General features: G+C 58.2%; 21 protein-coding genes. 7 read left to right on the top strand and 14 right to left on the bottom strand.

Annotated elements, in window-relative coordinates; all coding sequences use genetic code 11:
- Positions 1–14: 14 nt before the first annotated feature.
- The 7 genes from benD to C0V73_RS21050 form a co-directional block, all read right to left on the bottom strand.
- Entirely contained in the window at positions 15–803 is a 789-nt protein-coding gene (benD, locus tag C0V73_RS21080) for a benzoate diol dehydrogenase BenD (protein WP_102021976.1), read from the bottom strand.
- Entirely contained in the window at positions 800–1,825 is a 1,026-nt protein-coding gene (gene benC / locus C0V73_RS21075) for a benzoate 1,2-dioxygenase electron transfer component BenC (RefSeq protein ID WP_102021975.1), read from the bottom strand. The genes benD and benC overlap by 4 nt, the downstream gene beginning before the upstream one ends.
- Before the next feature lie 38 nt (positions 1,826–1,863).
- The gene (benB, locus tag C0V73_RS21070; RefSeq protein WP_102021974.1) at positions 1,864–2,352 is read right to left on the bottom strand and encodes a benzoate 1,2-dioxygenase small subunit; all 489 of its coding nucleotides are present in this window, start codon (positions 2,350–2,352) and stop codon (positions 1,864–1,866) included.
- The gene (locus C0V73_RS21065) at positions 2,349–3,707 is read right to left on the bottom strand and encodes a Rieske 2Fe-2S domain-containing protein (protein ID WP_102021973.1); all 1,359 of its coding nucleotides are present in this window, start codon (positions 3,705–3,707) and stop codon (positions 2,349–2,351) included. The genes benB and C0V73_RS21065 overlap by 4 nt, the downstream gene beginning before the upstream one ends.
- Positions 3,708–3,810: 103 nt before the next feature.
- Positions 3,811–4,749: a catechol 1,2-dioxygenase gene (gene catA, locus C0V73_RS21060; RefSeq protein WP_102021972.1), complete on the bottom strand. Its 939-nt coding sequence runs from the start codon at positions 4,747–4,749 to the stop codon at positions 3,811–3,813.
- A 53-nt stretch (positions 4,750–4,802) separates the two neighbouring features.
- Positions 4,803–5,093, bottom strand: a complete 291-nt coding sequence (gene catC, locus C0V73_RS21055) for a muconolactone Delta-isomerase (RefSeq protein ID WP_102021971.1) — start codon at positions 5,091–5,093, stop codon at positions 4,803–4,805.
- 10 nt (positions 5,094–5,103) lie between these two features.
- Positions 5,104–6,285, bottom strand: a complete 1,182-nt coding sequence (locus C0V73_RS21050) for a muconate/chloromuconate family cycloisomerase (RefSeq protein ID WP_102021970.1) — start codon at positions 6,283–6,285, stop codon at positions 5,104–5,106.
- A 153-nt stretch (positions 6,286–6,438) separates the two neighbouring features.
- Between C0V73_RS21050 and C0V73_RS21045 the strand changes: the two genes are divergently transcribed.
- The 4 genes from C0V73_RS21045 (at position 6,439) to C0V73_RS21030 (ending at position 11,873) form a co-directional block, all read left to right on the top strand.
- Entirely contained in the window at positions 6,439–7,374 is a 936-nt protein-coding gene (locus C0V73_RS21045; RefSeq protein ID WP_102021969.1) for a LysR substrate-binding domain-containing protein, read from the top strand.
- Between the two features lie 494 nt (positions 7,375–7,868).
- Positions 7,869–9,779: a methyl-accepting chemotaxis protein gene (locus C0V73_RS21040; protein ID WP_102021968.1), complete on the top strand. Its 1,911-nt coding sequence runs from the start codon at positions 7,869–7,871 to the stop codon at positions 9,777–9,779.
- 78 nt (positions 9,780–9,857) lie between these two features.
- Positions 9,858–11,609 carry an EAL domain-containing protein gene (locus C0V73_RS21035; RefSeq protein ID WP_102021967.1) on the top strand — a complete coding sequence of 584 codons (1,752 nt, stop codon included), beginning with the start codon at positions 9,858–9,860 and terminating at the stop codon, positions 11,607–11,609.
- Positions 11,610–11,621: 12 nt separating this feature from the next.
- Positions 11,622–11,873: a hypothetical protein gene (locus tag C0V73_RS21030; RefSeq protein ID WP_143708361.1), complete on the top strand. Its 252-nt coding sequence runs from the start codon at positions 11,622–11,624 to the stop codon at positions 11,871–11,873.
- Positions 11,874–12,226: 353 nt separating this feature from the next.
- Here C0V73_RS21030 and C0V73_RS21025 read toward each other — a convergent pair whose 3' ends face one another.
- Positions 12,227–14,128 carry a UvrD-helicase domain-containing protein gene (locus C0V73_RS21025; protein WP_102021965.1) on the bottom strand — a complete coding sequence of 634 codons (1,902 nt, stop codon included), beginning with the start codon at positions 14,126–14,128 and terminating at the stop codon, positions 12,227–12,229.
- Positions 14,125–16,464 (bottom strand): AAA family ATPase, encoded by a 2,340-nt coding sequence (locus tag C0V73_RS21020; RefSeq protein ID WP_102021964.1) that lies wholly within the window; start codon positions 16,462–16,464, stop codon positions 14,125–14,127. The genes C0V73_RS21025 and C0V73_RS21020 overlap by 4 nt, the downstream gene beginning before the upstream one ends.
- Before the next feature lie 636 nt (positions 16,465–17,100).
- Between C0V73_RS21020 and C0V73_RS21015 the strand changes: the two genes are divergently transcribed.
- Complete coding sequence (locus tag C0V73_RS21015) at positions 17,101–18,201, top strand: HPP family protein (protein ID WP_102021963.1); 1,101 nt, start codon at positions 17,101–17,103, stop codon at positions 18,199–18,201.
- A gap of 87 nt (positions 18,202–18,288) precedes the next feature.
- Here C0V73_RS21015 and C0V73_RS21010 read toward each other — a convergent pair whose 3' ends face one another.
- The 5 genes from C0V73_RS21010 to C0V73_RS20990 form a co-directional block, all read right to left on the bottom strand.
- Positions 18,289–20,481 carry a methyl-accepting chemotaxis protein gene (locus C0V73_RS21010; protein ID WP_172450253.1) on the bottom strand — a complete coding sequence of 731 codons (2,193 nt, stop codon included), beginning with the start codon at positions 20,479–20,481 and terminating at the stop codon, positions 18,289–18,291.
- Positions 20,482–20,973: 492 nt separating this feature from the next.
- Positions 20,974–21,636, bottom strand: a complete 663-nt coding sequence (gene ric, locus C0V73_RS21005; protein WP_102021962.1) for an iron-sulfur cluster repair di-iron protein — start codon at positions 21,634–21,636, stop codon at positions 20,974–20,976.
- 117 nt (positions 21,637–21,753) lie between these two features.
- Positions 21,754–22,677, bottom strand: coding sequence for a U32 family peptidase (locus C0V73_RS21000; protein WP_102021961.1), 924 nt, complete (start codon positions 22,675–22,677; stop codon positions 21,754–21,756).
- The gene (locus C0V73_RS20995) at positions 22,674–23,651 is read right to left on the bottom strand and encodes a peptidase U32 family protein (protein WP_102021960.1); all 978 of its coding nucleotides are present in this window, start codon (positions 23,649–23,651) and stop codon (positions 22,674–22,676) included. The genes C0V73_RS21000 and C0V73_RS20995 overlap by 4 nt, the downstream gene beginning before the upstream one ends.
- Positions 23,651–24,154 (bottom strand): SCP2 sterol-binding domain-containing protein, encoded by a 504-nt coding sequence (locus C0V73_RS20990; RefSeq protein ID WP_102021959.1) that lies wholly within the window; start codon positions 24,152–24,154, stop codon positions 23,651–23,653. Before C0V73_RS20990 ends, C0V73_RS20995 begins: the two co-directional genes overlap by 1 nt.
- 108 nt (positions 24,155–24,262) lie before the next feature.
- Between C0V73_RS20990 and C0V73_RS20985 the strand changes: the two genes are divergently transcribed.
- The gene (locus tag C0V73_RS20985; RefSeq protein ID WP_102021999.1) at positions 24,263–25,786 is read left to right on the top strand and encodes a UbiD family decarboxylase; all 1,524 of its coding nucleotides are present in this window, start codon (positions 24,263–24,265) and stop codon (positions 25,784–25,786) included.
- Complete coding sequence (locus C0V73_RS20980; protein WP_102021958.1) at positions 25,783–26,352, top strand: UbiX family flavin prenyltransferase; 570 nt, start codon at positions 25,783–25,785, stop codon at positions 26,350–26,352. Before C0V73_RS20985 ends, C0V73_RS20980 begins: the two co-directional genes overlap by 4 nt.
- Positions 26,353–26,359: the final 7 nt, after the last annotated feature.

The raw sequence follows: 26,359 nt of genomic DNA, 5'->3' as shown, positions 1-26,359 counted from the left end.
CATTTAATTGAAAATCAGCCGAGATCGCCGCCTGCGACAGGCAGAATGGATCCGGTGATGTAGGAAGCCTCGTCCGAGGCCAGGAACAGGATCGGAGCAACCTGCTCCGAAAGGGTCCCGTATCGTTTCATGAAACTCGATTGCTTCACCTGCTCGACGACGTCTTGCATCCAGGCCTTTTCTTCGGCCGTGTCACCGTCAGCGTTGCGGGGAATGCGACGCGCGGGGGCTTCGGTGCCTCCAGGCGCCGTCGCGACCACGCGGATGTTACGATCCGCAACTTCCATCGCGAGCGATTGCGTCAGCGCATTGATCCCGCCCTTGGCGGCGGAATAGGGCACCCGGTGAATGCCGCGTGTCGCATTCGACGAGACATTGACGATGGTGCCGGCACCGCGGGCGAACAGATGAGGCAGAACGGCGTGACAGCTATAGAGCGTAGGCATCAGCGATCGGCTGATCTCTGCATCGATCTGCAATGCTTCGAAGGCATTGAAGGGCCGCATGCGGATTGCGCCACCGACATTGTTGATCAGGATGTCGATGCCGCCGAAAGTCTCCACAGCATGGCGCATCGCCGCCGCCGCACCGTCATGCGTTTCGAGATCCGCCACGAAAGCGATTGCGCTCTCTGACGCCAGTTCGGCGACCACCTCGTGGACGATCTGCGCCCTGTCGACGAACAGCACTTTGCCGCCTTCGGCAATGGCCCGCGTTGCGACGGCAAGCCCGATACCCTGGGCCGCGCCCGTGACGACCAGAACCTTGCCGCGAAACCGGCCTTCAAAGGTAAGCTTGCTCATGCGCTTTCCTTCAAGGTCAGGTTCGGCGTGAACTTCTCGTAGTGGAAGCTGTTTGGCGTGATGTCATGGGCGCTAAGCCAGGTCCTGACAGCATCGACCATCGGCGGCGGCCCGCAGAGATAGATGTCCGTCTCAACGCTCAGAAGACTGGTCGGCATGTGATCGGTAACCCAGCCCTTCCGTGGGTGTTTTGAGCCTTGATCGGCAACCACGGTGGTGAAGGAGAAATCCGGCAGCCGATCGACATAGCTTTCCAGAATGTCGACCAGAACCAGGTCCTCGTCCCGCGTAACCCCATAGACCAGATGGATCGGCTGCCATGATTGCTTCGCCGCCAGCACCTCGAGCATAGACAGGAACGGCGCAAGTCCCGTGCCTCCGGCTAGGAACAGGAGCGGACGCTCGGTGTCGCGAAGATAGAAGCTGCCGAGGGGGCCGGTCGCTGTCACCCTGTCGCCGGGTTTCGCGTGAGAGAGCCAGTTGCTCATCAGCCCCACGGGCAGCTTCCTGATGAGAAAGCCCAGGTGGTTTTCACCTGGCGCAGTGGTGAAGGAATAGGAGCGGCTCGCAGCCGAGCCCGGCACGTCGATGTTGATATACTGGCCCGGCAGAAACTGTGGTCTGCCATCGCCCTCCACCTGCAGTTCCAATACGACCGCGGCATCGCCGTGAGCCGTCACCCGGGTCACGGTGGTCGCGAGCTTCTGCTCTGCAGATTTGCACACCGTAGAGCGGGTGGGAACGGAGATGACACCGTCGCTTGTCGGTCGCATCTGGCAGGTCAAAACCAGCCTGGATGCGGCCTCATCGGCGGTCAAGGCATCTTCGATATAGTCATCGCCCAGATCGTAGGTCCCGGTTTCCGAACGGCACTTGCAGGTGCCGCAGACACCGTCGGAGCAATCCATCGGCAGGTTAATTTGGTTACGATAGGCGGCATCCAGCAATTTCTCGCCGGCCCGACAGTCGACGAAGCGCGTGACGCCGTCTTCGAAATTCAATGCGATCCGGTAGTTGCCCATGGCTTCTCCTCCTCGAGAAAGGTGAGCTTTCTGATCTGTCAGATGTGGTAGATGTCGATGACCTGGCGGATGTAATCATTCTTCAGAACGATCTTCTTGGCCGCGATCAGGAAGCCTGTTTCCGCCCGCCGCAGCGTCAGAAACACCGTTCCGAAGAAGTGGTCGGTGATCTTGTAGCGGTGGTTCAGCGTGTGGAAATTGTAGCGAAGTGTGATCTCCGCGCCCCGGTCGGACAGGATCTCGATGTTCGAGATCATGTGACTGGTGCGCGGTTCGGGCGTTGATGCCCCCGACCGCTCCGTCTTGATCCGGAAGACGCGATCTTCGAGCCCACCGCGATCAGGGTAGTAGATCAGCGAGATCTCGCTGTGCGGGTCGTCCGTCAACTGGTCGTCGTCGTCCCAGGCTGGCATCCAGTAGGTCGCATCCTCGGCATAGCAGGTCAGCCATTCGTCCCACTGACGGTCATCAAGCAGACGGGCTTCGCGGTAGAGGAAGGCGGCAACATGGGAATGGATCGTGCTCATGCGCCGGCTCCTTCCATTTCGCTGGCCAGCGCCGTGCGCATGACCTGGGCCCAGTATTCGTGCTGACGCACAAAGAGCCCTTCGTCCTCGCTGCGTTCGCCCGAAAGCAGTGGCTTCAGTCCCATGCGGCGGGCATTTTCGTCCGGCCCGTCGATCCAGAGCGGCGCACCGCGTGAAAGATCGTTCCAGAGAGCCGCCGTACCGGCATAGCCGGTCTGGCAGGCACGAAATTCCTCGAGGTCGTCTGCGGTGCCCATGCCGGATACGTTGAAGAAGTCCTCGTATTGCCGGATGCGCAGCGCCCGGTCGACAGCACTTTCGCCCTTCGGGGCAAAGCAGAAAATGCTGATCTCCGTCTTGTCGACGCTGATTGGACGCGTCACGCGGATCTGCGTGCTGAACTGGTCCATAAGGAAGACGTTGGGATAGACGCAGAGATTGCGTGTCTGGTTGACGATGAAATCGGCCGCCTCGCTGCCGACCCGTTCACGGATTTCGTCGCGTCGGTTGTAGACCGGGCGCACTTCCGGATTCATCGTATTGGTCCAGAGCAGGATATGCCCGTTGTCGAAGCCATAGACGCCAGCTACAGATTTGCTCCAGCTATTGGCGTCGACGGCCTTCGTGCCCTCTTCCTTGCGGCGACCCATGGTCGCGGCGTAATTCCAGTGAACGGAGCTGACGTGGTAGCCGTCGCAGCCGTTCTCCATCTGGAGCTTCCAGTTTCCGTCATAGATATAAGACGAGTTCCCGCGCAGAACTTCGAGGCCTTCGGGGGCCTGATCTACGATCTGGTCGATGATCACCTTCGTCTCGCCGAGGAAGTCCTCAAGAGGGACAACGTCCGCGTTGAGGCTGCCGAACAGGAAGCCGCGATAGTTTTCGAAGCGGGCGACACGCGTCAGATCATGCGACCCGTCCTTGGCGAACTGCTCCGGATATTGCGTCGTCTTTTCGTCCTTAACCTTCAGCAGCTTCCCGCTGTTGGAGAAGGTCCAGCCGTGGAAGGGACAGGTAAATGAGCCCTTATTGCCATGCTTGCGTCGGCAAAGCATGGCGCCGCGATGGGCGCAGGCATTGATGACCGCATTGAGCGTCCCCGTTTTGTCACGGGTGATGACGATGGGCTGCCGACCTATCGAAGTGGTGTAGTAGTCGTTCACCTCGGGTATCTGGCTCTCATGGGCGAGATAGACCCAGTTGCTCTCGAAGATGTATTTCATCTCCAGTTCGAACAGGTCCGCATTGGTGAAAATGTCACGGCGGCATCTGAAGACGCCTCTCTCGTGGTCATCCTCGACGGCATTGACCAGCAGGTCCTGCAGGGCGGCATGTTTGTCGATGATCTTGGACACGGTTTCTCTCCCACCTCGGAAGGGCTTCCCCCTGCCGTGGCAACGAAGTCGATGGATTGGGATGAAATGGGGAGGCGGTCCGGCTTGTCGGACCGCCCGTGGATCAGGCGGCAGCGCGCGGGCGCAGGGCATTCACCTGGTTGTCGATACCATCGACGAGGGCCGTCAGCTTGATGTCGAAGACGATCTCGGCAAATGGACCGCTTAGGTCGTTCGCCTTGATGCTGGCCTCGTCGGTGCGCTCAATCACATCAGGCACCAGGCCGTCACGCGTCGCATAGGCAAAGTCGTCGTTGATTAGCGGATCGCCTGCGATGTTGATCTGGGTGGTCAGCTTCCGATGGCCGTCGGCACTGATGAAGAAGTGAATATGGGCCGGACGCTGACCATGACGACCGAGCGCAGACAAGAGCTTCTCGGTCGGGCTGCCTGGAGGCACGCCATAGCCATGCGGCACGATGCTGCGGAACTTGTAGCGACCATGCTCGTCCGTGATGATCGTGCGGCGCATGTTGAAAGGCGCCTGCTTGCCTGTTGGATCGAAGTGCGAATAGAAGCCGCGTGTGTCGCAGTGCCAGACCTCGACCTTTGCTCCGGCGCTCGGTCTGCCGTCGGCGCCATAGACGGTGCCGTGCATGATCAGCGTATGACCGTCGGTATCCGTTCCGTCATCGAGACGCGCAAAGCCCTGACATTCCGGCGCGCCAGCCACATAAAGCGGGCCCTCGATTGTCCGCGGCGTCTCGTTTTTGATGCCGAGCGCATCGTCGATGGCATCCAGGCGTTCGTCGAGGAAATGGTCGAGGCCGAGGCCAGGCGAAATCAGGCCGGCCTGTCCGGTGGCCCCGATCTCGTTGACCCAGGCAATCGCGGTCCAGTACTCGTCGGGCGTCACGTCGAGGTCGTCGATCGTTTTGAAGAGATCCGAGACGATCCGATTAACGATCTGCTTGACGCGCGGATTGCCGTCCTTCTGGTCCAGGCCGCTCAGGACCTTCAGAAAGTCCTGGATGTCGGGGCGGTTGAAGATCTTTACGCTCATGTCATGTCCTCCTCACATGGGATGAATTGAGCCAGATTTCTCTGGCCTTGTCGTCAGCGGTCGTCGTCGCGAACAGCCGAGGGATGGCGCAAGAGCGGCATCACCTCGATGTCCATGAATTTGAAAAGGGGAAGGCCGGAGAGCAGCGCATGCAGCTCGTCGTTGTCGGCCACATCGAAAATGCTGATGTTTGCGTAGTGGCCGGCGATCCGCCAGATATGCCGCCATTTGCCTTGTGTCTGCAGCGCCTGCGAATAGGCCTTTTCCCGTGCCAAGATATCAGTTGCTTGATCAGCAGGCAGATCATGCGGCAGGTTTACGGTCATTTGGACGTGAAACAGCATCGTCTTGTCCTCAGTCCTGCGCCGCGGTCACGTGTCGCGATCCCTCGCGGGTGAAGCGCTTGAGCCTGTCCTCGTCGAGCGAGATGCCAAGCCCGGGACCAGTGGGGACAGCCAGCGAGAAATTGCTGTAGTCGAGCGGCGTCTCCAGGATTTCCTGGGTCAGAAGCAGTGGGCCGAACAGCTCGGTTCCCCAGTGCAGCTCGGCAAAGGTCGTAAAGACATGGGCAGAAACGACGGTTCCGATTGCGCCCTCGAGCATGGTGCCGCCGTAAAGTTCGATGCCGGCCGCATCAGCAATGGCGGCTACGCGTTGAGCGTTGAATGGCCCGCCGCTTTGCTCGACCTTTACGGCAAAGACATCGGCGCCGTTGGTGCGCGCAATCTCGAATGCGCTCTCCGGTCCGGTCAGGGATTCATCTGCCATGACAGCGATCGGGAAGCGGCGGACGAGGCGGCCAAGTGCTGCCGTCGACTTGACCGGCTGCTCCACGAGCTCGCAGCCGGCATCGGCAAGAGCCGCAATGCCGAGATTGGCCTCGGTTTCCGTCCAGGCCATGTTGATATCGACGCGGACGGCGCCTCGATCGCCGAGTGCGCGCTTGATGGCGGCAACATGAGCGACGTCCTCGCGCACGGAGCGCAGACCGATTTTCAGCTTGAAGGTCGAATGGCGGCGGAGCGAAAGCATCTGCTCGGCCTCGTCGATGTCGCGGGCGGTGTCCCCCGAGGCAAGCGTCCAGGCTACGGCCAAACGATCCCGGCGGCGACCGCCGAGAAGTTCACTGACGGGCACGCCGACGCGTTTGCCTTGTGCGTCGAGGAGGGCCGTTTCGACGGCACTCTTGGCGAAGCGGTTGTCCTTCACCATCTTGCCCACGCGCGCCATCAGGGACTGAATTCGCGTGGCATCCTGGCCGAGCATGACAGGTGCAAAATAGCGATCAATGGAAAGCTTCATGCTCTCAGGGCTTTCGCCACCATAGGCGAGGCCGCCGATCGTCGTGCCTTCGCCGATACCGACGATGCCGTCGCTGGAGTGGATCCGGACCAGCATCAAAGTCTGGCCGGTCATCGTCGCGACCGAAAGCTTGTGCGGCCGGATCGTCGGTAGGTCGACCAGCATCGTTTCGATGCGTTCGATGGTCGGGGTGGCGGCAAGCGCCTCAAGGCGTGGGTGAATGGTCGCGTTCATGGGGATGATGATGGAAAAGATCGTGTGTCGCGTCCAAGATCATTTTAGTGTCGCATGATACCCTGAGGGTATGATGTTTGATTTACCTGCTGGTTTTCCGCGCTGCTTTAGCGCATTCTGCTGAAACTATGACAATGACGCGTGGGTGCGTGAATGGATCTGAGACAGCTTCGATATTTTGTTGCGGTCGCGAGAGAGCGCAATTTCACACGCGCCGCTGATCTGCTGCACATCGCGCAGCCACCTTTAAGTCGGCAAATCCAGTTGCTGGAAGAGGAACTCGGCGTAGAACTCATCATCCGCTCTAGCCGTCCGGTCCGCCTGACGGAGGCCGGTCGCGTCTTCTACGAGCAGGCGCTCCAGATCCTCGGGCGCGTCGAGCAAATGAAGGAAGCCACACGCCGTGTAGGCCTTAACCAGAACAGCGTGCTTTCGATCGGCTTCGTGGCATCCACGTTGTATGGAGGACTACCCGCACTCGTGCGGAAACTCAGACAGCAGGCGCCAGATGTCGATATCCAGCTTCTGGAGATGATGTCGGTGCATCAATTGCCAGCCCTGAAGGAGGGGCGGATCGATATCGGATTCGGGCGACTGCGCCACAATGATCCGATGATCGTCAGCGCTGTCCTGCGCGAGGAACGTCTGGCTGTCGCCATCCCCGAGGGTACCCCGCTTGCCTCCCGAAACGATCCGCTTCCTCCGGAGGCGCTGACGGGCGAGAAGCTGATCGTCTACCCGCGCGAGCCCCGACCAAGTTTCGCCGACCAGGTCTTGAATGTTTTGCTCGATCGTGATGTCCGTCCCGCCGAGATCCTCGAAGTGAGCGAGATACAGACAGCCTTGGGCCTTGTGGCGGCTGAAGCGGGCTTATGTGTCGTTCCATCGTCAGCGCGCAAGCTGAGATCCGACCTCCACTACCGTCTGCTCTCAGGCGACAGAGCGACATCGCCCATCGTTCTCAGCCACCGTGCGGGTGACGGCTCACCGCATATCGAGCTTGTGAAGCGGCTGATCCAGGAGATGTATCAGGAGAACCCACCCTGGCTTGGGTTGGAGCACAATGTAACGGTCTCACAATCGCTCTGAAGCTGAGTGGAAGACAACCAGCACAAGTGCGGAAACTTTTTCTGCTTCGCGCCTTCACGGCGGTCGTTCACGTTATCCAGACGCTATCTGAGGTGAGGAGGGAAAGGAAGCTCTCGGCTTTTTGTCACACCAATAAGATAAGCGAAAAACCCACGCGTGCCAGACAGCAGAAGCAGACATCTCTGGTCGCCAGTAGGTAGGCCCACCCGCACTGCCGTCTGATTAGGCTGCGCGGCGGGATGTTGTATCATCACCCGCTTCTCGACCACTGTCAGATCGCTGACCCTTCCGCAGGCATTTGCTCAACAATTTTGCATCGACTCGCTAATTCATTAGCTAATCGTAAAGATTCGACTCCTAGATTTCATAGCCAGTGACCAAAGAGGCGACGCGAAAGCTTGCCGGACGCATAAGAAATAAGCGTCTGCTTAAATAAAAAGCTTAGCCTTCCAGGGGGCACACACTCGTTCGATAGGTTTTGGGAAGGGGACACAATGACAATTAGGGTAAAACTTCTTGCATGCATATCGCTGCTGACCGCGGCACTAATCGCGATCACTGCGTTCAGTTTCTACGCTATGAGGGTAGAGGCGGAGATCGCCAACTCGATCGTGCTAGATCGGGTCATGCCCATGGAGCAACTCAAGCGGATCGGCGACGGCTACGCCGTGGATATCGTGGACACGGCGCACAAGGTCCGTGCGGGAGCAATGTCTCCAAAGGATGGCTTGGCGAATGTCGACAGAGCTCTTGCTTCCATTGAGGCCCATTGGAATGAGTATATTTCAACGACACTGACGGCTGAAGAGAAGCAAATCGCCGACAACTTCGCTGAAGTACGTGCTCAAGCAAATGCAGGTGTAGAGAACCTCCGGCAGATCCTTGCATCTGGCGATCGCAACGCCGTTTCGGACTTCGCTGATCAGAAGCTCTATCCGACGATTGACCCCCTCGGCACTGACATCTCAAAGCTGATCGATCTGCAGATCGAGGTGGCAAAGCAGGACCTCGATAAGGGCAATCAACTTACAACCTTGCTGACAACCGTAATGACAACGCTATCGGCGCTTGGTGCTGCCGTAGCGGTATTCTCGACGTGGACCGTCTTGCGGGGCGTCATACGACCGGTGAATTCCATCACGGCAGCAATGTCCGATCTCGCCGCCGGCAACCTTCAGGTCGAAATTTACGGCGAAGGACGCAAGGACGAGATTGGAAAAATGGCCTCGACAGTTGCGATCTTCAGGGACAATGCGCAAGAGCGCGTTCGTCTTGAAAAGGAAGCGGAAGCGAGCCGGTCGCTCAGCGAGCAGGAACGCATCGAACGCGAACGCAGACAGGCTCAGGAAGCGGCGGAAGTCCGTTTTGCAGTCGAGAGCATCGGTCACGCCCTGAACGAGTTGTCGAGCGGCAAGCTGAACTACCGGATCGAAAGCGTCTTCGCCGAACGACTGGACCAGGTCCGCATCGACTTCAACGAAGCCGTGGCTAAGCTGGAGGATGCAATGCGCCGGGTCGGTCAGAATGCGCAGGCGATTGCTGCCGGATCCAACCAGATCCGCGCGGCTGCCGACGATCTATCGAAGCGCACGGAACAACAAGCAGCATCTGTAGAAGAAACAGCAGCAGCGCTCGAGCAGATCACGACAACCGTCTCCGATTCCAGCCGACGCGCCGAAGAAGCGGGCAAGCAGGTTCAGGAAACCCGCCAGTCGGCCGAACGCTCGGGGGAGATCGTGAATCGTGCAGTTCATGCCATGCAAGAGATCGAATCCTCATCGCGCGAAATCTCAAGCATTATCGGTGTCATCGATGAGATCGCCTTCCAGACGAACCTGCTAGCACTCAACGCGGGCGTCGAAGCGGCACGTGCCGGAGAGGCTGGCAAGGGCTTTGCTGTAGTTGCCCAAGAGGTGCGCGAGCTGGCCCAACGGTCGGCCTCAGCGGCAAAGGAGATCAAGACATTGATCTCGAAGTCTGGCGAGCAGGTGGAGAACGGCGTTCATCTTGTCACAGAAACAGGCAAGGCACTTGAGCATATCGTATCTCAGGTCCAAGCGGTCAGCATCAATGTTACCGCAATCGTGGAGGGCGCCAAGGAGCAGGCGACAGGTCTGAAAGAGATCAATACGGCAGTCAACACGATGGACCAGGGTACGCAGCAAAATGCGGCTATGGTCGAGGAATCGACCGCCGCCAGCCACTCGCTCGCCAAGGAAGCAGAAGCACTCTTTCAGCTCATTGGTCGCTTCGAGATCGGCAACTCGCAGAACAGGTCTGCGCCTTCTGAAGTTGCCTCCGCGAACGCCTCCGTTTCATCGCCAGCCCGTAGGCTGATTAATCGGGTTGCCACAGCCGTCAGAGGCAATACCGCAGTAAAGAACGAGGCGTGGGAGGATTTCTAGGCTTCCGGAAGGGTAAGACTTAGTCTGGCGGGCCGATCAAAATCGGTCCGCCAAGCCATTCATGGAGAGTGTGCAGTGATGGAAGTTGACACCGAACTGATTACAGGGCGAATCCTGGGGCATGGCCTGAATAGCCTGCGTGTTAGATTCACCATAATGATCGGCGTGTTTAGCTCCCTGATTGCCGCACTGGTGTTCTACCTTCTGGAATACCAAGATGCTGAGACTTCTCACTCGTTGACCGCAGTCGGGTATGCCAAGCTCGTGGCCTCGATTGCTGCCGCCTCTAGCTTCACTTACTACATGACCGGGCGGTTGACCCGTCCGATTCAGAACCTGAAGGCGAGCACAGAAGCCATCGCTTCGGGCAACTATGAAACCGTTGTGACGGTGGATTGCCGATGCGAAGTCGGAGGCCTGGCTGAGAGCTTCCGAAAAATGGTGGCGCGGCTCAACGACAATGTCTCCAAAATCAATACGCTGGCTTACGAAGACGGCATAACAGGTCTTCCCAATCGCGCGGTGCTTAACGAGCTCCTTGAGAGACCCGAGAAGCTATCCGGGCATATCCTGTTTATCGACCTCGACCGCTTCAAGCAGGTCAACGATCTCTACGGCCACCAGATAGGAGACAAGCTGCTCCAGATGGCGTCCTTCAGAATGCTGGTCGATGGTCTCCAGATTACCGCCGAGAATGTGAATCTTTGCCTCACCCCAGATACTGTTGATGTCGCATCGCCCGGGTGCCGGCTCCTTTTTCGCTTCGCCGGGGACGAATTTGTTGTCCTGGTGACGGGTGAAAATAGCCAACAGGAGATCAACCAAATTGCTCAACAACTGATCGATGCTTTGGCTGATCCGTTCCTTATCGGCCAAAGGCGAATCCAGATTGGTGCGAGCGTGGGTATTGCAGCACTCGGCGAGGGCATATCTCGTGCCGACACGCTGAAAAATGCCGACATGGCAATGTACGAGGCCAAGAGCCGAGGACGCGGAACCTATGCAGTCTTCGATGACCTGATGCGCGAAAAGGCTATTGACCGTGCAGAGCTTGAGCGAGATTTCGTCCATGCGATAGACAACGACGAGATGGTTGTTCACTACCAGTCTAAAATCGACCTCAAATCTGGTGAAGTCGAAAGCTATGAAGCTCTGGTCAGATGGGCGCATCCCACACGGGGACTGCTGTATCCGGGCAGCTTTCTAGATGTCGCCGCCGCTGGTGACGGACTGGAGCGGATCGGTCGCAAGGTTATGTCGATTGTTGCGCAAGATGTGGGTGAACTGAGTAACCCAGGATTGCCAGCACGGGTAGCTGTTAATGTATGCCCAACCCAGTTCGCAGACGAAAACTTCGCCGAGAAGCTCTCCTCCTATGTTGTGTCTCGTGGCATCAAGCCAAGCGATCTGGAGTTGGAGGTGACTGAGTCGGTTGCGATGCTGGATCTTGACAAGGCTCGTCAGCATCTTGAGGCGCTAAGGGCCGCAGGGTTCAAAGTGGCTATCGACGATTTCGGAACCGGGTTTTCGAACTTGGCACAGCTCTGCAAGCTCCCTTACGATTTCCTGAAGATCGACCGCTCACTGGTTCAGGACATCGCCACCAGCCATGATAGCCGGATCATAGTGTCATCCGTTATCGCAATGGCCCATGGTCTTGGACACAAGGTCGTTGCAGAAGGTGTCGAAAACGCCGATCAGCTCGAAGTTTTGAGAACACTCGGATGTGACATTGCACAAGGGTACTTTTTCGGGATTCCATCACCGATAACCGAGCTGGCCGCTAGGTCGGCTGACGGCTTGACAACAAAGTTTGCCGCCGTGTCCTAGGGTCCATGATTCATGACTGAGGATCAGATGCCTGCCTTCGTAGAGGAGCTTTTGGCTACAGGTTGTCCAGTTTACGCGATTGGTCGCGAAGCGCATGTCATCGTGGAGTTCGAGGTGCCTGAAACGCTGAGGGGGGCCATCAGCGAACAAGTCAATGAGATCTGCGAGCGCTATGGCAAGCGCGACTACCTTCTCCTGCATATCGCTCATCACCTGCGAACCATCGGTTTCGGTAACGAACTCACTTGTGAAATAGTCCACTGAACTGCACTCGGCGCGTGCGCAAGTCGAGCGACTATCAGTGTTGTTTCATGCTGCCAAATATCGAAGTGAAGGCGCGAAGCTGCGCCATAGCATTCGATCGCCAACGACCGGGTTGGGGCGGAACTCGGTCAACGTGACCAGATCCTTCATCGTCCGCTTAGCCCTTGGACGCCCCAACATCGGACAGTCCGCTTCCGGCCCCGTTGCGGAAATTGTTTCCGTTTCGCGCCTTCATTGTAGCCGATAAGGTCCCCGACGCACGCTCCCAAAAGTTGCCGTTCATCCAGCTCACATAACTTTTTGATTGGGGTAGTACCTGCTCAAGCCATTGAGCGACGTTCGACCTTCTCACTCTATGTCGGCAGACCAAGATAGACCTCATCCTCGTTGAAAAGGCCAGACTTGGTCACATGTTCTTTCATTGCGCTGGGATCGGTCGAATACGCCACGAGTGCCAAGCTGGACTTGGCTCGGCTGCAGGTTACGTAAAACAGCCGTCGCGTGCGATCGAGGGAAGAGTCCTTACCCTCTTCCGCATTCTTTAAATCGCTCGCGCTCGGCGCTTTGGCTCCCAGAAGCTTGTCGTATCCGAAGAGAAAGCCGCGCGCGTCGCCGTCGTCCAAAAGAACCATGACGCGATCAAATTCGAGTCCCTTGACCCCCTGATGGGTATCAAAAGAGGCCTCGTGCGCCACGTAAGAGGCATAGGGCGCGATCATCGAAAACGGACAATCCAGAAAGGTCAGCAGCGCGGCGATATTCTCGCCGACCGGATCAGCTTCTTCGTCGTCTTCGGAAACGACCGGCTCGGCGCTCGATGCGGCCAGGGCGGCTTTGAGGCCGTCCGGCACAACAAAGAGATTGGTGCTAGAAACATTTTCCAGAACGGCGCCGCAAGTCGGCTCGCCGTTTGCCCAGAGCGACATAAGGCTATCGATTGCCGCCTGTGCGGTGCGCAGTTGATCCATCGGCTTTTCCGAGCCTTTGAGCTTGTCCTTGCTCAACAGCGGCGATGTCTCACGTATGATTTTAGTCGCTAGGAACTTATCGCCCCGTTGCGTTGCCGTAACCAGCGGAAGAATGCTGTGCGTAAAAAATCTGCTCGGCGCGAAACTGCCATCGAGAAACGCGGTGCGGAACGCCGCGACCGGCGCAATCGCCTCAAATAGTTGCTCAAACCCCATTCGCTTCGCGGCCATGTGGTGCTCAAGCGTGAGAATCTTACACTGGTCGCGGTCACTCCAACCCGCATCATCGGTGAGAGCGGCCATATAGGCGCGAACCCCATCCTCCATCGTGGGCTTGTCCAGCGTATCGACAGGGAAGACGAATAGTCGCGCCCATCCTTCAATCGCGTCGTCCCGAGGCTCCTGAACCTGATCGTCTGCGCCCGATCTAATGGCGTTGATAAGGCGCACAATGCGCTTCGGACAGCGATGATTCAGCACCTTCTCGGGCATTGCCCAGCCCGGCGGTAACGCGCTTTCGATCTTCTCTTTGCCGTCCAGGTAAATGCGCTGCATCGTGTCGCCGATGAGCCCCAAGCAGAAGCGGCTCGCGTGCGCCTGTTGAACCGTTAGGAGGGCGTCGATCAGCGTCTTGTTCGTGTCCTGACTCTCGTCGATCAGCAGGAATGGATATTTCTCGACAAACATGCGCTGCATCAGCGACTTCTCAAGCAGGAAAGTCGCGAAAATCTTGATGACTTCAATGTGATTGAGAGCGTTGCGTTCACGGTTATCGCTATTGGGATTGTATGTGAAAGCCTTGATCTCATCGAGCCGGGCAAGACGGCGCTGCTTCGACTCAATCAACGCTAGCCGCGCAGCGGACGCCTTCGTGCCGGCGCGGCCCTTGGCCTCTTCGGCCGTCAAATCTGCAATTTCCGCTTGAAGATTGGTGCGCAGCCATTCTCGTATATCTGAGTTGTACCAATGAATTTGCGACCACGCAAAACTATGGATAGTTTTGACGACGAAGAGCGGATCGTATTCCATCCGACGCGTGATCTCGTCGCAGGCGGCGTTCGTGTAGGTGATGACCGCGACATGCCTTGCCCGCAGGCGAAGCGTATCTCGGTAATTTGTCGCGATGTGCCGAAGCGCGTTGACGAGTGACCGGGTTTTCCCGGAGCCAGCCCCGGCGAACAAGAAGAAACTCGTGGGGTTTTCCAGGTCAAGATACGACGCGATTTCGTCCTCAACTCCATCGTCGTGCGTGACATTCGAATCGACTGGAGCGTTCTCGACTTTCATGCGGCATCCCCATTGCCAGAGTCGACATCGGCGATTGCCTCAGCTTCTGACGGCGCTATCGCGACAAGCCCCAATTCGGTCTGCTTCTGCTCAAGCTGTGAGGCCAGCCATAGCAAGCCTTCGCGAATGTATTTGGGAGGTTTCAGATCGCTGGGGTTGTCGATCTCAAGAAGGTCGAGTGCGAACTCCGCTTTGCTGCCGCCCTTCAAGGCATCTTTCATGGCCGTGCTCAGCGCCGCGAAATCCACACTATCGGCGATAGCTGTTCGGAATTTTGCAATGAGACCGGTACCTGGAAGTGTGGCGAACAACTCGATGTTGCTGACCACGATCGCGTCTTCCAGCGTATAGGCTAATGCCTCCGATACGGCACCCTTGAATTCGATCTCGATAGGACACTGGTACGCAACGCGGAGCGTAAATTGTTCTGCAGCATAGTACTTGGATTTCTCGGCCTCGGGCTTGTCCAGCAGCGCATCCAATTCCTCAATCTCGGGCCACCACGTTTTAAGCGTGTGGTTGCGTGTGGTGTAGTTTGCCCCACGTGCGGGAACCGCACTCAATGCCATCGTGTCCTGAGAATCGATATCGGTCACGACAAGCGTTGTCAGCCCGATCTTCTCGATGAGGCTCCGTAGCTTGTGGGCATGGCTCCCGCCGATTTCGAGCCAGGTGATGTAGCTCTCGGCTAGCTTATTAAACTCGTTATGAGAGTTCACGAAATGCGGAACGAGAATGCGCTCGGCTGGTCCTTCGATCAGCACGGCTGCGTCGGCAAAAAACAGATCGCAATGGGTGACTTTTAAGTAACGGGTCACGAAGCGCTTGGTTTCTTGCTCGCCGCCGAAAGCCTCACCGACGTTCACCACGCACGATGTTGGGATAGCATGCTCGCTGGCCGGGAGCCGTCGGAAGTAGCGCAGCGAGTCAAAGTGGCATTCGTGGGCAATGTGGCTCGAATGGGTGCTCACCACCATTTGCGTCACGAAATTCAAACTGTCCCGCAGCAGGTCGTGATTTCGAAGTATTTTATGGGCCTGCCGGATAAAAACCTGTTGCACCTGTGTGTGCAAATGCACCTCGGGCTCTTCGATCAAGACAAGATGTAGCGGAGGAATAATGGCGTCATCGGACGCCTTGCTTTGGGCTTTTCCAACCCTCATCCAGCTGTCGCGAAACGCCATCAGGCGAAACACCATGGAAATGAGGTTCTGATAGCCGAGACCGTTGGAATCTTCGGGCAGATACAATTGGATTGAAGCGCCGCCCGACTGCATCGGCACGACAAATCGCACGGCGGTGTCGTGGTTGAGGCCCTCGACGGGCCTCAGGCGCGTTGAGATATTGATTTTGGGATCTGTTACGCCGGGATAGCCAAGCGTGTGCATTTCTTTGAGCGGGCTTTCAAAGCCATCGCTGAGACGTACATTGAATGCCTCTTGGGCTTCCTCGATTGCCTTGAGCGCAAGAAGGTCTTTGGCATCCGGGCTCTCATATGGATCAAGGTGGCTCGTGTAGTATTGCCGGAGCTGGGACGACAGTTTGCGAGACGTTGAGCCTGCTACTGACGCTTCGCCTTCGTCGACGTTGCTTTCGCCGGCGTGGCCAAAGCCGCGCTGCGCGCTTATCTCGTCAATCCGAATAAGGCCCTTGAATGGGTCGCCATCAATGGGCTCGCTGCCGTTCAGGAGCTGAGGCTGAGCCCGACCGTGCAGCGGATCAACGCACGCCGTCGGGTCCAGCACGTAAGTGTGGATCGTGAAGTAGCGCGTGACGCGGCGTTGCAGAAATTCGACCAGAGTCTGCGGCCAAATCGCGACCTGAAACTGCGCCGCATCCTGACCTTTTTCTTCGGCAAGCGCGGCGCCCGCCGTTTGCAGATCGCGGGCATCGGCACGCACCGTTAGATAGTCCTTCTGGAGTTGCAATCGATCCTTTGGTTCGTACCTGACGCGAACCCCAAGGCGGCCGCCCGCCCAATCCAGCGTCGGCAAGATGCCCTGAACGTAGTGGACCTCGTTTTCTTCCACCTGCATCCAAACGTCGAGAAAGGGTAGAAACGCATCCCATTCCGGTTCTGGCAACGCGTGCTGAGCAACGTGGGCCGCCTCCCAATCAGCCCCCATCGCGTCAATGCCCGGCCAATGGGACAGCGTGAAATCGTTGAAGCAAAAGCTGCTACGTTCGCGATCGACGAGAAAGTAACGCAGCGCTGTGATTGCCGAGGTCTTTCCGCTGTTATTTGCGCCAACGAAAACAGTCTTGTCAGCCGACAGTCCAATTCTCGTCGAAATCAGCTTTCTGAAATTTCCAATTTCAACAAATTCGATGTGCATTGCCCCTCCAGAGTCCGACTATATCCCATTAAATGCGGCCTGCAATCGAAGGTAGTCTGTCAGAAATGCAAAGTCTTTGCCCGTCCCTCAAACAATGGCTTGTGAACCGCTGGGACATGTTCAACGTCTGTTGACGCGCGAGACGCCTACCGGTCTCTGTAGGCTTATCGCCCGCGCTCGCCGGCTAATCGACGGGCATCCGCTTTCGCGGTCAAGTGCTCCAAAGCCGCCAGTCGGCACCCGGCCCCTTTCCGGACATCTCAACTAAACCAGATGCTTGATCTGCCTCGTTTTCCTGCCTGCATGCATCCGACGTGATGGCGGGTCGGCGGTTCGTATCCGTTCAAGAGCACTACGGATGAGCATCACTGAAAGCAGGGCATCCGCCCCAAGGATTCAAGACTGAGCTCATCACGTCAATAGCGCGAGGTCACACAGCTTCTAAGGAGCGGAATTGGCCCTTAAACCTGTCCCATGGACGGCATATGGCCCCATCTTCGAATTACGGTGGCTCGGAGCGCTGGTGGCCGGTTGAAATTCTGATCATTTGCTGAAAGTTTGTGCTCTCGATCGATCGGGAATATTCAATTGCAGTTCTTACGTTCATTTGGGCCGGCAGTGACTGGCACGGCTCCAATGGAGGCTCTGCGCGCGGGCCTTGGAGCTTTCATCGGGCTTTGGCTCTCCGGTTATTTCTTGCTGTCTCCCGGCGTCGATCTCGAAAATGGCCTCTACCTCGTCGCACCGCTGGGCGCGACTGCCGTTCTTGTGTTTGCCGTTCCCAACAGTCCGCTTGCTCAGCCATGGTCTGCTGTCATCGGCAATACTGTCGCGGCTCTTGTTGGCGTTGCAATCTCGCTGTTCTTCCACGAGCCGACGTTACGGATCGGCCTTGCTGTTTCGATTGCGATCTTTGTGACAATCATGCTGCGGGCAGTTCATCCGCCGGCAGGAGCAGTGGCCATGACGGCTGCCATGAGCCCGGAAGCTGTGGAGCACCTTGGCTTCTGGTTCGCGCTTGCGCCGATTGCGACGGGCACTGCAAGCCTCGTCCTGATTGCGATCGCCTATGCCAGGCTCACAGGGCGTCGCTATCCATTTCGTCAATTTGACCAGCAAAACAGGCACGGCACAGCGGATAGGATTGCCGTCGAACGGCTGGGCCTCTCCGAGGCTGAGCTAAGCGACATCCTTCAACGCTATCGACAGTCATTCAACCTCGGCGTTGAAGATTTGGCACGCCTTATCGGTGCAGCAGAGCTCCAGGCAGCAGCGCACCACACCGGCACTCCAACTGCGGGCGCTATCATGTCCTCGAACCTGATCACCGTGAAGGCAAACACAGATTTGGGCACGGTCGCGGATCTCTTCCGGCGCCATCGTTTCACATCGCTGCCCGTAGTCGACGATGAACAGCGATTTCTTGGCATTATCTTCCAGAGGCATCTCATCAGCCGGGCAAGAGAAGACGCACTTCGTCTTGATCGAGGTCTCATCCCCGCTCTGCGAAGGCTGATCGACCCCGAAAGGGATAAACCAGTCCTCGCAATCGACATCATGAGTGTCACGGTCCCTCGCGCTGTTGCAAACACGCCGCTCGGAGCCTTGCTGCCTTTGATGGGCGATACAGATGTCGATGCCGTACCCATTCTGGAATACGGCAAACTCATCGGTATTGTCACCAGAACCGACCTCATCGCCGCGATGGCCCGAGGGATCGCCAGAGCAGAAGTTTGATGGCATCTGCAAGATAGAGCCTGCGCGGGGAGCTACGAACGCCATGAATGTCGGCTGCGCACCGCCGTCGTCCGTCCCTCCGTCGACTCAGGCCCTCATTCTTTCTGGCACGACGTTGCCGTCGGAAGGTGAGGTCAAACGGAAGCCAAGAAGCAGGCTCTGAAGAGTGGCGCTTTCGCTGGCTAAGGCTGCGCCAGCAGCGTTCATCTCTTCCACCATGGCCGCGTTCTGTTGTGTCGATTGATCCAGATGGTTCACCGCGACATTGACCTGCGAAAGGCCGGCCGCCTGTTCCTGGGCTGCAATGGCGATGGCATCCACATGGCTTGCTGCTTCCTGCACGAGCTCGTCAATCTCGGCCAGTCCGGTACCGGTCTCGGAAACCAGCTCAACGCCTTGCCGAACAGCTAGTTCAGAATTACCGATCAGTCCTGAGATTTCCCGGGCTGCCTGTGCCGAACGTTGTGCCAGCTCCCGGACTTCCTGCGCAACCACGGCAAACCCTTTGCCGGCCTCGCCGGCGCGGGCTGCCTCGACGCCCGCATTGAGAGCGAGCAGGTTTGTCTGGAAGGCAATCTGGTCGATCACATCGATAATTTGGCTGATCTGGCTCGATGCCTGCTCTATCTTGTCCATCGCCGCCACGGCGTTTCGTACCACTTCACCTGATCGATTTGCCCTTTCGCGTGCGCGCTTCGTCACGCTGCGGGCCAAATCTGAGCGTCTGGACGTGGCTGTCACATTTGCTGTGATCTGTTCGAGTGCAGCGGCCGTCTCTTCAAGCGAGGCGGCCTGCTGCTCGGTGCGCTTCGACAGGTCATCCGATGCTGAAGAAACTTCGGATGCTCCGCCGGTGACGGTCTTGACCGATTGGCCAACACCAACCAACGCTCGCCGCAACTGCACCACCGAGCGATTGAAGTCATGGCGAAGGTCTTCGAACTGCGGTGCGAAGGCTTCGTTCACCTCGCAAAGAAGGTCGCCAGCAGCAAGTTTCCTCAAGGCCTGGGCCAGCGTTCCCGTCGCCTTGTTCACACGCGCTTCGGCCTCTGCCTCTGCTGCGATTTGCATGTCAACTCGGTCGCGTTCGGCCTGTTCGCGCGCACGCTCTGCCTCAAGCTCCAGTTCGCGATTGCGGATGGCGGCAAGTCTAAAGACTTCTACCGCTTTGACCATGTCTCCGACTTCGTCCTTACGGTCGGCAGATTGCCCGGTAGGTTCGAGGTAGCCCTCCGCCAATCTGCGCATTGAATTGACGAGTGCCTTCAGAGGACGGCTGATGGTTCCTGCCAGGAACATCGACAAGGTAATGACCAGAATGGCCCCGGCGATGCAAAGGATCAAAACCGTTCCGAGGCGAGTGAATGCGGCTGCGGCGATGGCGCGTGCCTCGCTGGCGAGACGTTCGAGGCTTGCCGTCTCCAGAGCCTTCATTGCGTCAATGCGCTGACTGGCGGCTGCAAACCAGCGATCAGCACTCAAATCACTGGCCGCTGTTGAACCAATCCCAATCAAGGTCGACCGCGTGGCTTCGATCTCCTTCGATGCGGGAATGGATAGCTGCGAAGCGTAGGCGGATTGCCATTCCTTCTGTTGCAGGGCGAGGAAATTATCGATCAACACATTCTGCGCGCCAGCCATGCGGGCAAAGGGAGCGATGCGCTCGGGGTCAATGTTGCCTGAGGTGATGAAGGTGTTGCCGATTGCGCGTTCCTGGCCTGCGATCTCCTTTGCCTGCATGAGCAGGTTATAGGCAATCATTTCGGCCGCGATCCTCGACCCGACACCCTGGAGGGACAGTTCCGAGGCGAGGCCCGAGAGCTCACCGATCAGGCCGCTATAGAAGTCGAAGCACTGTTTTCCGGTGAAGGACAGATTGTCTATAGATCGTCTTGTGTCGGCGAGGCTTTTCAATGTGTCCTGCACGAAGCTCCAGCGACGGGTAAGCTCCGCGTTTTTGAATTCCGCCAAGGCATCAGCGAGATCTGGCAATTTTGCCAGAGCCGCATCCGTCGACTGACGCGCCGTCACAAGCGGTTGCTTGTCCGTCCTGCCCTTTGATCCGATGTATCCAGCGCTGTGTCCCCGCTCTCCTTGAAGGACGTGGATCAGCTCGCCCATCGCCGCGATGTTCTCGCTCACTTTGACGACGGTCTGCATCTGCCGGTAGGAACCCCACAAGCTTAGAAACTCCATCGAGGCAAGGGTGAGTGCTGCAACCAGGGGGATCATGATCGCTAGCCAGAGGCGTTTGCTGATCGAAAAGTCGGTGATGCGCATCTTACAGGTTGTCCTGAGCTGGGGCATCATGCCGAATATCGTAACATCATGATACGATGTGATTTTAGCGAGAATTGAGGTGATGAGGTAAAAACCCGCCTAACGCATTCTGGCTCGGTTTGACGAATGCCAAGCGTCGAACAAATAAACCTCAGCGTGCGTCAATCCAACGCAGGTTTGATGGGGATTTGAAGCGCGAACTGCACATTTACGCGCAAACTCCAGGCGCAATTGAGCGGATGGCATGACGGGCCGATCATCGCCTGCCGCCTGTATATCGAGGATCAAGTGACAGCAGTCGTTCCATGAGATAGGCGACCGCCTCGGGTCCGGCGCAGCCACTGATTACGCATTCATGCATGTCGCAGATGGTGTCACAGGCTCGCTCACGCCGCGATCTAAAAACGACTGGAGAATGAAACCTGTCGCGGTCTATACCTCGGTCCGGCTTTCGGTTCTTCCGCATGATCCCTCATCCTCGATAGGTTTGTTTTAGAGGGTCCCGCCGGTAAAGCGTGGAAAGAGGACTTCATTTTCCAGATGCATGTGCTGGACCAGATCGTCGGCGAATTTCTTCGCCCCTGCGTAAAGCGCGCGCCATGAATTGCATGCGCCGTCCGGCAGATGAAATCCGCCTGTCACGTGCTCGAGTTCTGCCAGATGCCCGGCCTCTACGTCATGTTCGTGGCGCATCTGTTCGATGGGTCTCGTCAGAGCTTGATGGTCGCCGCGTTCCATGAGCGGGAAGAGCATGAGCTCCTCGCGATGCATGTGGCTGTGTAGGTCGCTCTGGATGCGCTCCAGCAGATTTGCCAGGCCGATCGGTGCATCGGGGTGGTCGCCATGCACCCGCTCGACCTTTGCCGCAAGCGGGATCAGCGAGATGAGTTCTGCGCGGTGGGTGTCGTGGTAGCGTGTCCTGAGGTGCTTGATCAGATCGGCAGTTCCATCCGGTGCTTCTGTCGAGGCGGCGTCGACAAGGCCCTGCAATTCGTCCACCAGGGTTTCCGGCGAGAGTCCTGCGGCTTCAGCCGCAACCTCGATGCTATCTGAGCCACCGCAGCAGAAACTGATGCCGTGACGGCGGAAAAGTGCGGCTGCACCGGGGAGGGAGGTCGCAATCTTTCCGACCGTCTGGCTTGCGTAAAGTTCCATCGAGTTCACCTTGCTTTGCGCTTCAATGCGTGATCGCTGTGGTGCCGACTATGGTGAGGAATGCCTATCTGGTCGTTGCGCTTTCGCAAACAAGATGTGCTCGCACTCCCTCGCGCGTTATGGCGCATGGGCATTGCTTTTCGCCTGCGATACCCAGCCAGCTCCCTCTCGCCCGTGATGAAAGCCGTTGGAGAACTTGGCTTTGGGATAAGTATGCCCGATCAGTTCGACGGCCTCTTGGGGTTCCATGCTGCCCGACAGCGTTTCGTGGAAGATGGCGGCGATGCGCGCCATGTCGCAGTCCTGTGGTGAGAGACGGAAGGCATTGACCCCGGCCTCTTGCAAGTCCTTAAGTTCGCTGAGCAGGAGTTGGCACGTATGCGACATTGTCTGCACGCCATTGAGCACCAGGAATGACTGGCGATCGAGTGTCCTGATTGACAGGCCGTCCGGCTCCTCGCCACAGACGAACTGGCAGTTGTCCTTGATCCTGCCCTTGGAACGGGCATGGGCGCAGCGAGCCGATATGGCAAGCGGCATGCGACCGAATACCATCACTTCGAGAGCCACATCCGGCGCGTCGGCGGCGATCCTGGCGATCGAGCTAAAGGGAAGTTCCGGCGGAAGACAGATACGGTCTGCCCCCCGTTGTGCTAGCAAGCGCGCGGTTGGGCCATTATAGACATTGACCAAGGGTCCGACGAGGTGCCGGCGGCCCTTGATCAGGCCGATGGCGGAGAGGTCGTTTACCTCGATGGGGTAGTCCGACGTCTCGATCAGCTCTTTCACGATCCGACTTTCTCGCTCCAAGGTGATTAGCGCCAGCGAGGAAAAGGCCACCGACTTTCCCGCCCGTTCCAGGCGCTCCACCACGTCTGCCAAGTATGGCTCGATGAAATGCTGCCGTTTGGAGCAGATAGTCTCGCCGAGGATAATGTGATCCACGGGCGCTTCGTCTGCGATCTGATAATAGAAATCCCGCCATTTCGGGCCGTCCCAGAGATAGTAGACGGGGCCCAGTGTCAGTTCAGTCATGCTCATCTCCAGCGCTTATCATAGGCGCCGACCGTGGTCTTCTGCCCTTCGCTCAGCGCCCTCAGCCGGGCCAACAACGGGCCACGCCCCGAGGGGGCGGTTGCGAGTACCTGGCGCAGCGTTGATACGACTTCGGCCACGTAGGCTTTGCCGCGCTGGCGTCCTTCGATTTTCAAGGCAGAGACGCCGGCATCCTTCAAGGCTTCGATTTCACCCATGACATCGAGGGACACGGGGTCTTCGAAGGCGTAGCCACGCGCATCGCCGATGTCGAAGCGTCCCTTGCACAGTGTGGGATAGCCGGCGGCCTCCCCATGGCTGAACCGGTTGATCGTATAAGTGCCGAGCTCCGACACCATGTCGGAGCCGTCCTGTCGGTACCGCACATGGCTCGCCGGGGAGCAGACGCCGTTCATGTTGGGCGATTTGCCGGTGGCGTAGGAGGAGAGCGAGCAGCGTCCCTCGGCCATGACGCAAAGCCCCCCGAAAACAAAGACCTCGATCTCGCATTTGACCTTGCGACCAATGCGGGCAATGTCGCCGATCGTCAGCGTTCTCGGCAAGACGACCCGTTTTGCGTCGAAGGCTTCGACGAGAAAATTGATCGCTTCGGGATTGGAAGCAGACGCCTGGACCGAAACATGCAAGCGCTGCTCTGGATAGTGTTCCCTGACATGGGCCATGAGGCCGAAATCGGCCAGGATCAGCGCATCGGCGCCGAGCCTTACCGCGTCGGCCGCCGCTCCATACCAGATCTCTTCGTCGCCAGCCCGCATGAAGGTGTTGAGTGCGACGAATGTCATGCAGCCTTTCTTGCGGGCATAGGCAATTGCGTCCTGCAGCTCGTCGCGGCTGAAATTGAGGCCGGGGAAATTGCGGGCATTGGTCTCGTCGCGGAAGCCGCAATAGACCGCGTCAGCGCCTGCATCGACGGCTTCACGAAAGGCGGCTGGCGTTCCTGCCGGACAGATCAGTTCCATCACTGGATCCCCTTAAGCGACTGGCGTCGGATTTCCTCGGCCAGCCTGTGAACGATGGGCGCGACCGGTCCTCCGATCCGCGCGAGATCACGCGGAAGGTCGATATCGCAGTCATCGAGTGCGTTTCTCATCGCAAGCATGGCCTCCATGTCCCCGATCACCTTCAGGTCGCGGGAAAAGAATAGCGCATCAGCATCACAACGCCCCTCAAGGAGTGCCAGCAGCATGACCAGCGGGGCCTCGACACCCGCATCCGCTGTGAAGGTATCGCCTTTGCGCACCACCTTGAGACGGAGGAGGTGAGGCTCGATCAGGAAGTTGAGTGGCAGATCAGTCGGAGCAAATGAGAAGCGGTTGCTCTTGTATGTGCCAAGGCGCTCGAACATGTCGCCATGAGCCGAGAGTAAGAGCTTGAAGAGGCGACTTGCCACGAGCTCAATTGACACGAGAGGCATGAGCGGCACGGCTTTCAGCGGGAGAGCCAGAATGGATGTTATCTGCATTGCGCCAATTTGAGTGGTTTGAACCGGCGCAAACCTATGGGAACGGCCGACAATCCAGATTGCTCCAGCGCAAAGACGCAACCGAATTCACAGGTCATAGCGGTCCGCATGACACAGAACGCACCGCCTCGTCGCTACGACGGTCTTCAAGCTTTCATGACCGAACTGGAAAAGCGGGGACGACTTCTCCGCGTCGCGCAGCCGGTGAGCCTTGTTCATGAGATTACCGAAATCCACAGGCGCGTCCTGGCAGAGGGAGGCCCGGCCTTGCTCTTTGAGCGCCCGGTCCGGTCGGATGGTGCAGTGTCAGAGATAGCGCTGCTTGCCAATCTGTTCGGCACGCGCGAGCGGATCGAACTTGGCTATGGCATTCCTAGCGGCAAGATCGGCGATCTCGCGGATCTTCTTGCCGAATTGCGCGAACCGAGGCCGCCGGCGTCGCTCCGGGATGCCCTGAAGAAACTGCCTGTGCTTCGCTCCGCCATGGCGCTGGGATGCCGCAGGGTTTCTCACGCCGAATGCCAGGATATCGTGTTCGAAGGCGAGGCCGTTGATCTCAACCGACTGCCGATCCAGTGGTGCTGGCCGGGCGAACCGGCACCGCTCATCACCTGGGGGCTTGTCGTCACCGCATCGCCCTCCGACCCCAGGGATGTCAATGTCGGCGTCTACCGGCTGCAAGCGCTGGATCGCAAGAGATTGATCACGCGCTGGCTTGCCCATCGTGGTGCTGCAAAACACTTTCGGCAGTGGCAGGCGGTGGGGCAGGATATGCCCATTGCGGTCGTGATCGGCGCTGATCCGCAGACAATCCTCTCCGCCGTCATGCCGCTGCCCGAGACAATGAGCGAGCTTTCGTTCGCCGGTGTGCTCAGAGGAAAGCGCGCCCATGTGGTGCGGGCGCTCACCCAGCCCCTTGATATTCCAGCCACTGCAGAAATCGTTCTGGAGGGGGCCGTTTCGATCGCGGACACCGCACTTGAGGGTCCCTATGGCGATCACACGGGCTACTATAATTCCGTAGAGCCGTTTCCCGTCATGACCTTGAGCGCGATGACGATGCGCCGAGATCCCGTGTATTTGTCGACCTTTACGGGGCGCCCCGCAGATGAACCTTCTGTGCTCGGAGAGGCAATGAATGCTCTCTTCCTTCCCCTCGTGAAGCGCCAGTTTCCAGAGATTGTCGATCTCTATCTGCCTCCAGAAGCCTGTTCCTACCGGGCGATCGTCGTCTCGATCGACAAGCGCTATCCGGGGCAAGCCCGCCGGATCATGCTCGGGCTTTGGTCGATGCTGCCGCAGTTCAGCTACACCAAGCTCATCATCGTGGTCGATGCCGATGTTGACGTCAGAAACTGGAGCGATGTCATCTGGGCGCTTTCCACGCGGTTCGACGCCTCCCGCGATCTGGTGGTGGTGGATAACACACCGATCGACTACCTCGATTTTGCCTCTCCCAAGCCTGGGCTAGGTGGAAAGCTCGGTCTCGATGCCACCAACAAGCTTGGCGCAGAAACCGATCGGGAATGGGGCCGCGTGCTGCAAATGACGCCGGAGGTCTCGGCGCGCGTCGATGCGATCTGGCGCGAACTTGGACTTGGATCCCTCAAGACAAGCGAAGTTGAGCCATGATGAGGCGTGTCATTCTCGGCATATCGGGTGCTTCGGGGGCGGCGATCGGTCTTCAGGTCGGCCGGCTCCTGGCGGCCATGGATGATGTGGAACTGCATCTAGTCGTCACGTCAGCAGCGCGCCGGACAATCGCACATGAGGCGGGCAACGAGGCGCTGGGGCGGCTGATCGGGCTCGCCACCCATTTCCATTCGGAAAGCGATATCGGTGCATCGATTGCCAGCGGATCGTTCCGCACGGCCGGTATGATCGTCGCCCCTTGTTCGATGCGGTCTCTTGCCGCGATCTCGACCGGGATCACAGACAATCTTCTCACTCGCGCCGCCGATGTGCAGCTCAAGGAGCGTCGCAGGCTGGTTCTCCTTGCCCGCGAAACGCCGCTTCACCTCGGGCACCTGCGCAACATGGTGGCGGTGACCGAGATGGGGGCCGTGGTGATGCCGCCAGTCCCCTCTTTCTACCGCAATCCAGCGAGCGTGGAGGATCTCGTCGCTCATATTGCGGCTCGTGCCGTGGATCTGCTCGGGTTGACGGACGCACCCTTGATACCGGAGTGGAGAGGGTGAGGGCGCT

Origin of the sequence: Rhizobium sp. TH135 (genome assembly GCF_002855515.1) — a bacterium.
In the GTDB taxonomy this organism is placed as follows: domain Bacteria; phylum Pseudomonadota; class Alphaproteobacteria; order Rhizobiales; family Rhizobiaceae; genus Allorhizobium.
This window is presented reverse-complemented; position numbering and strand designations above follow the sequence as displayed.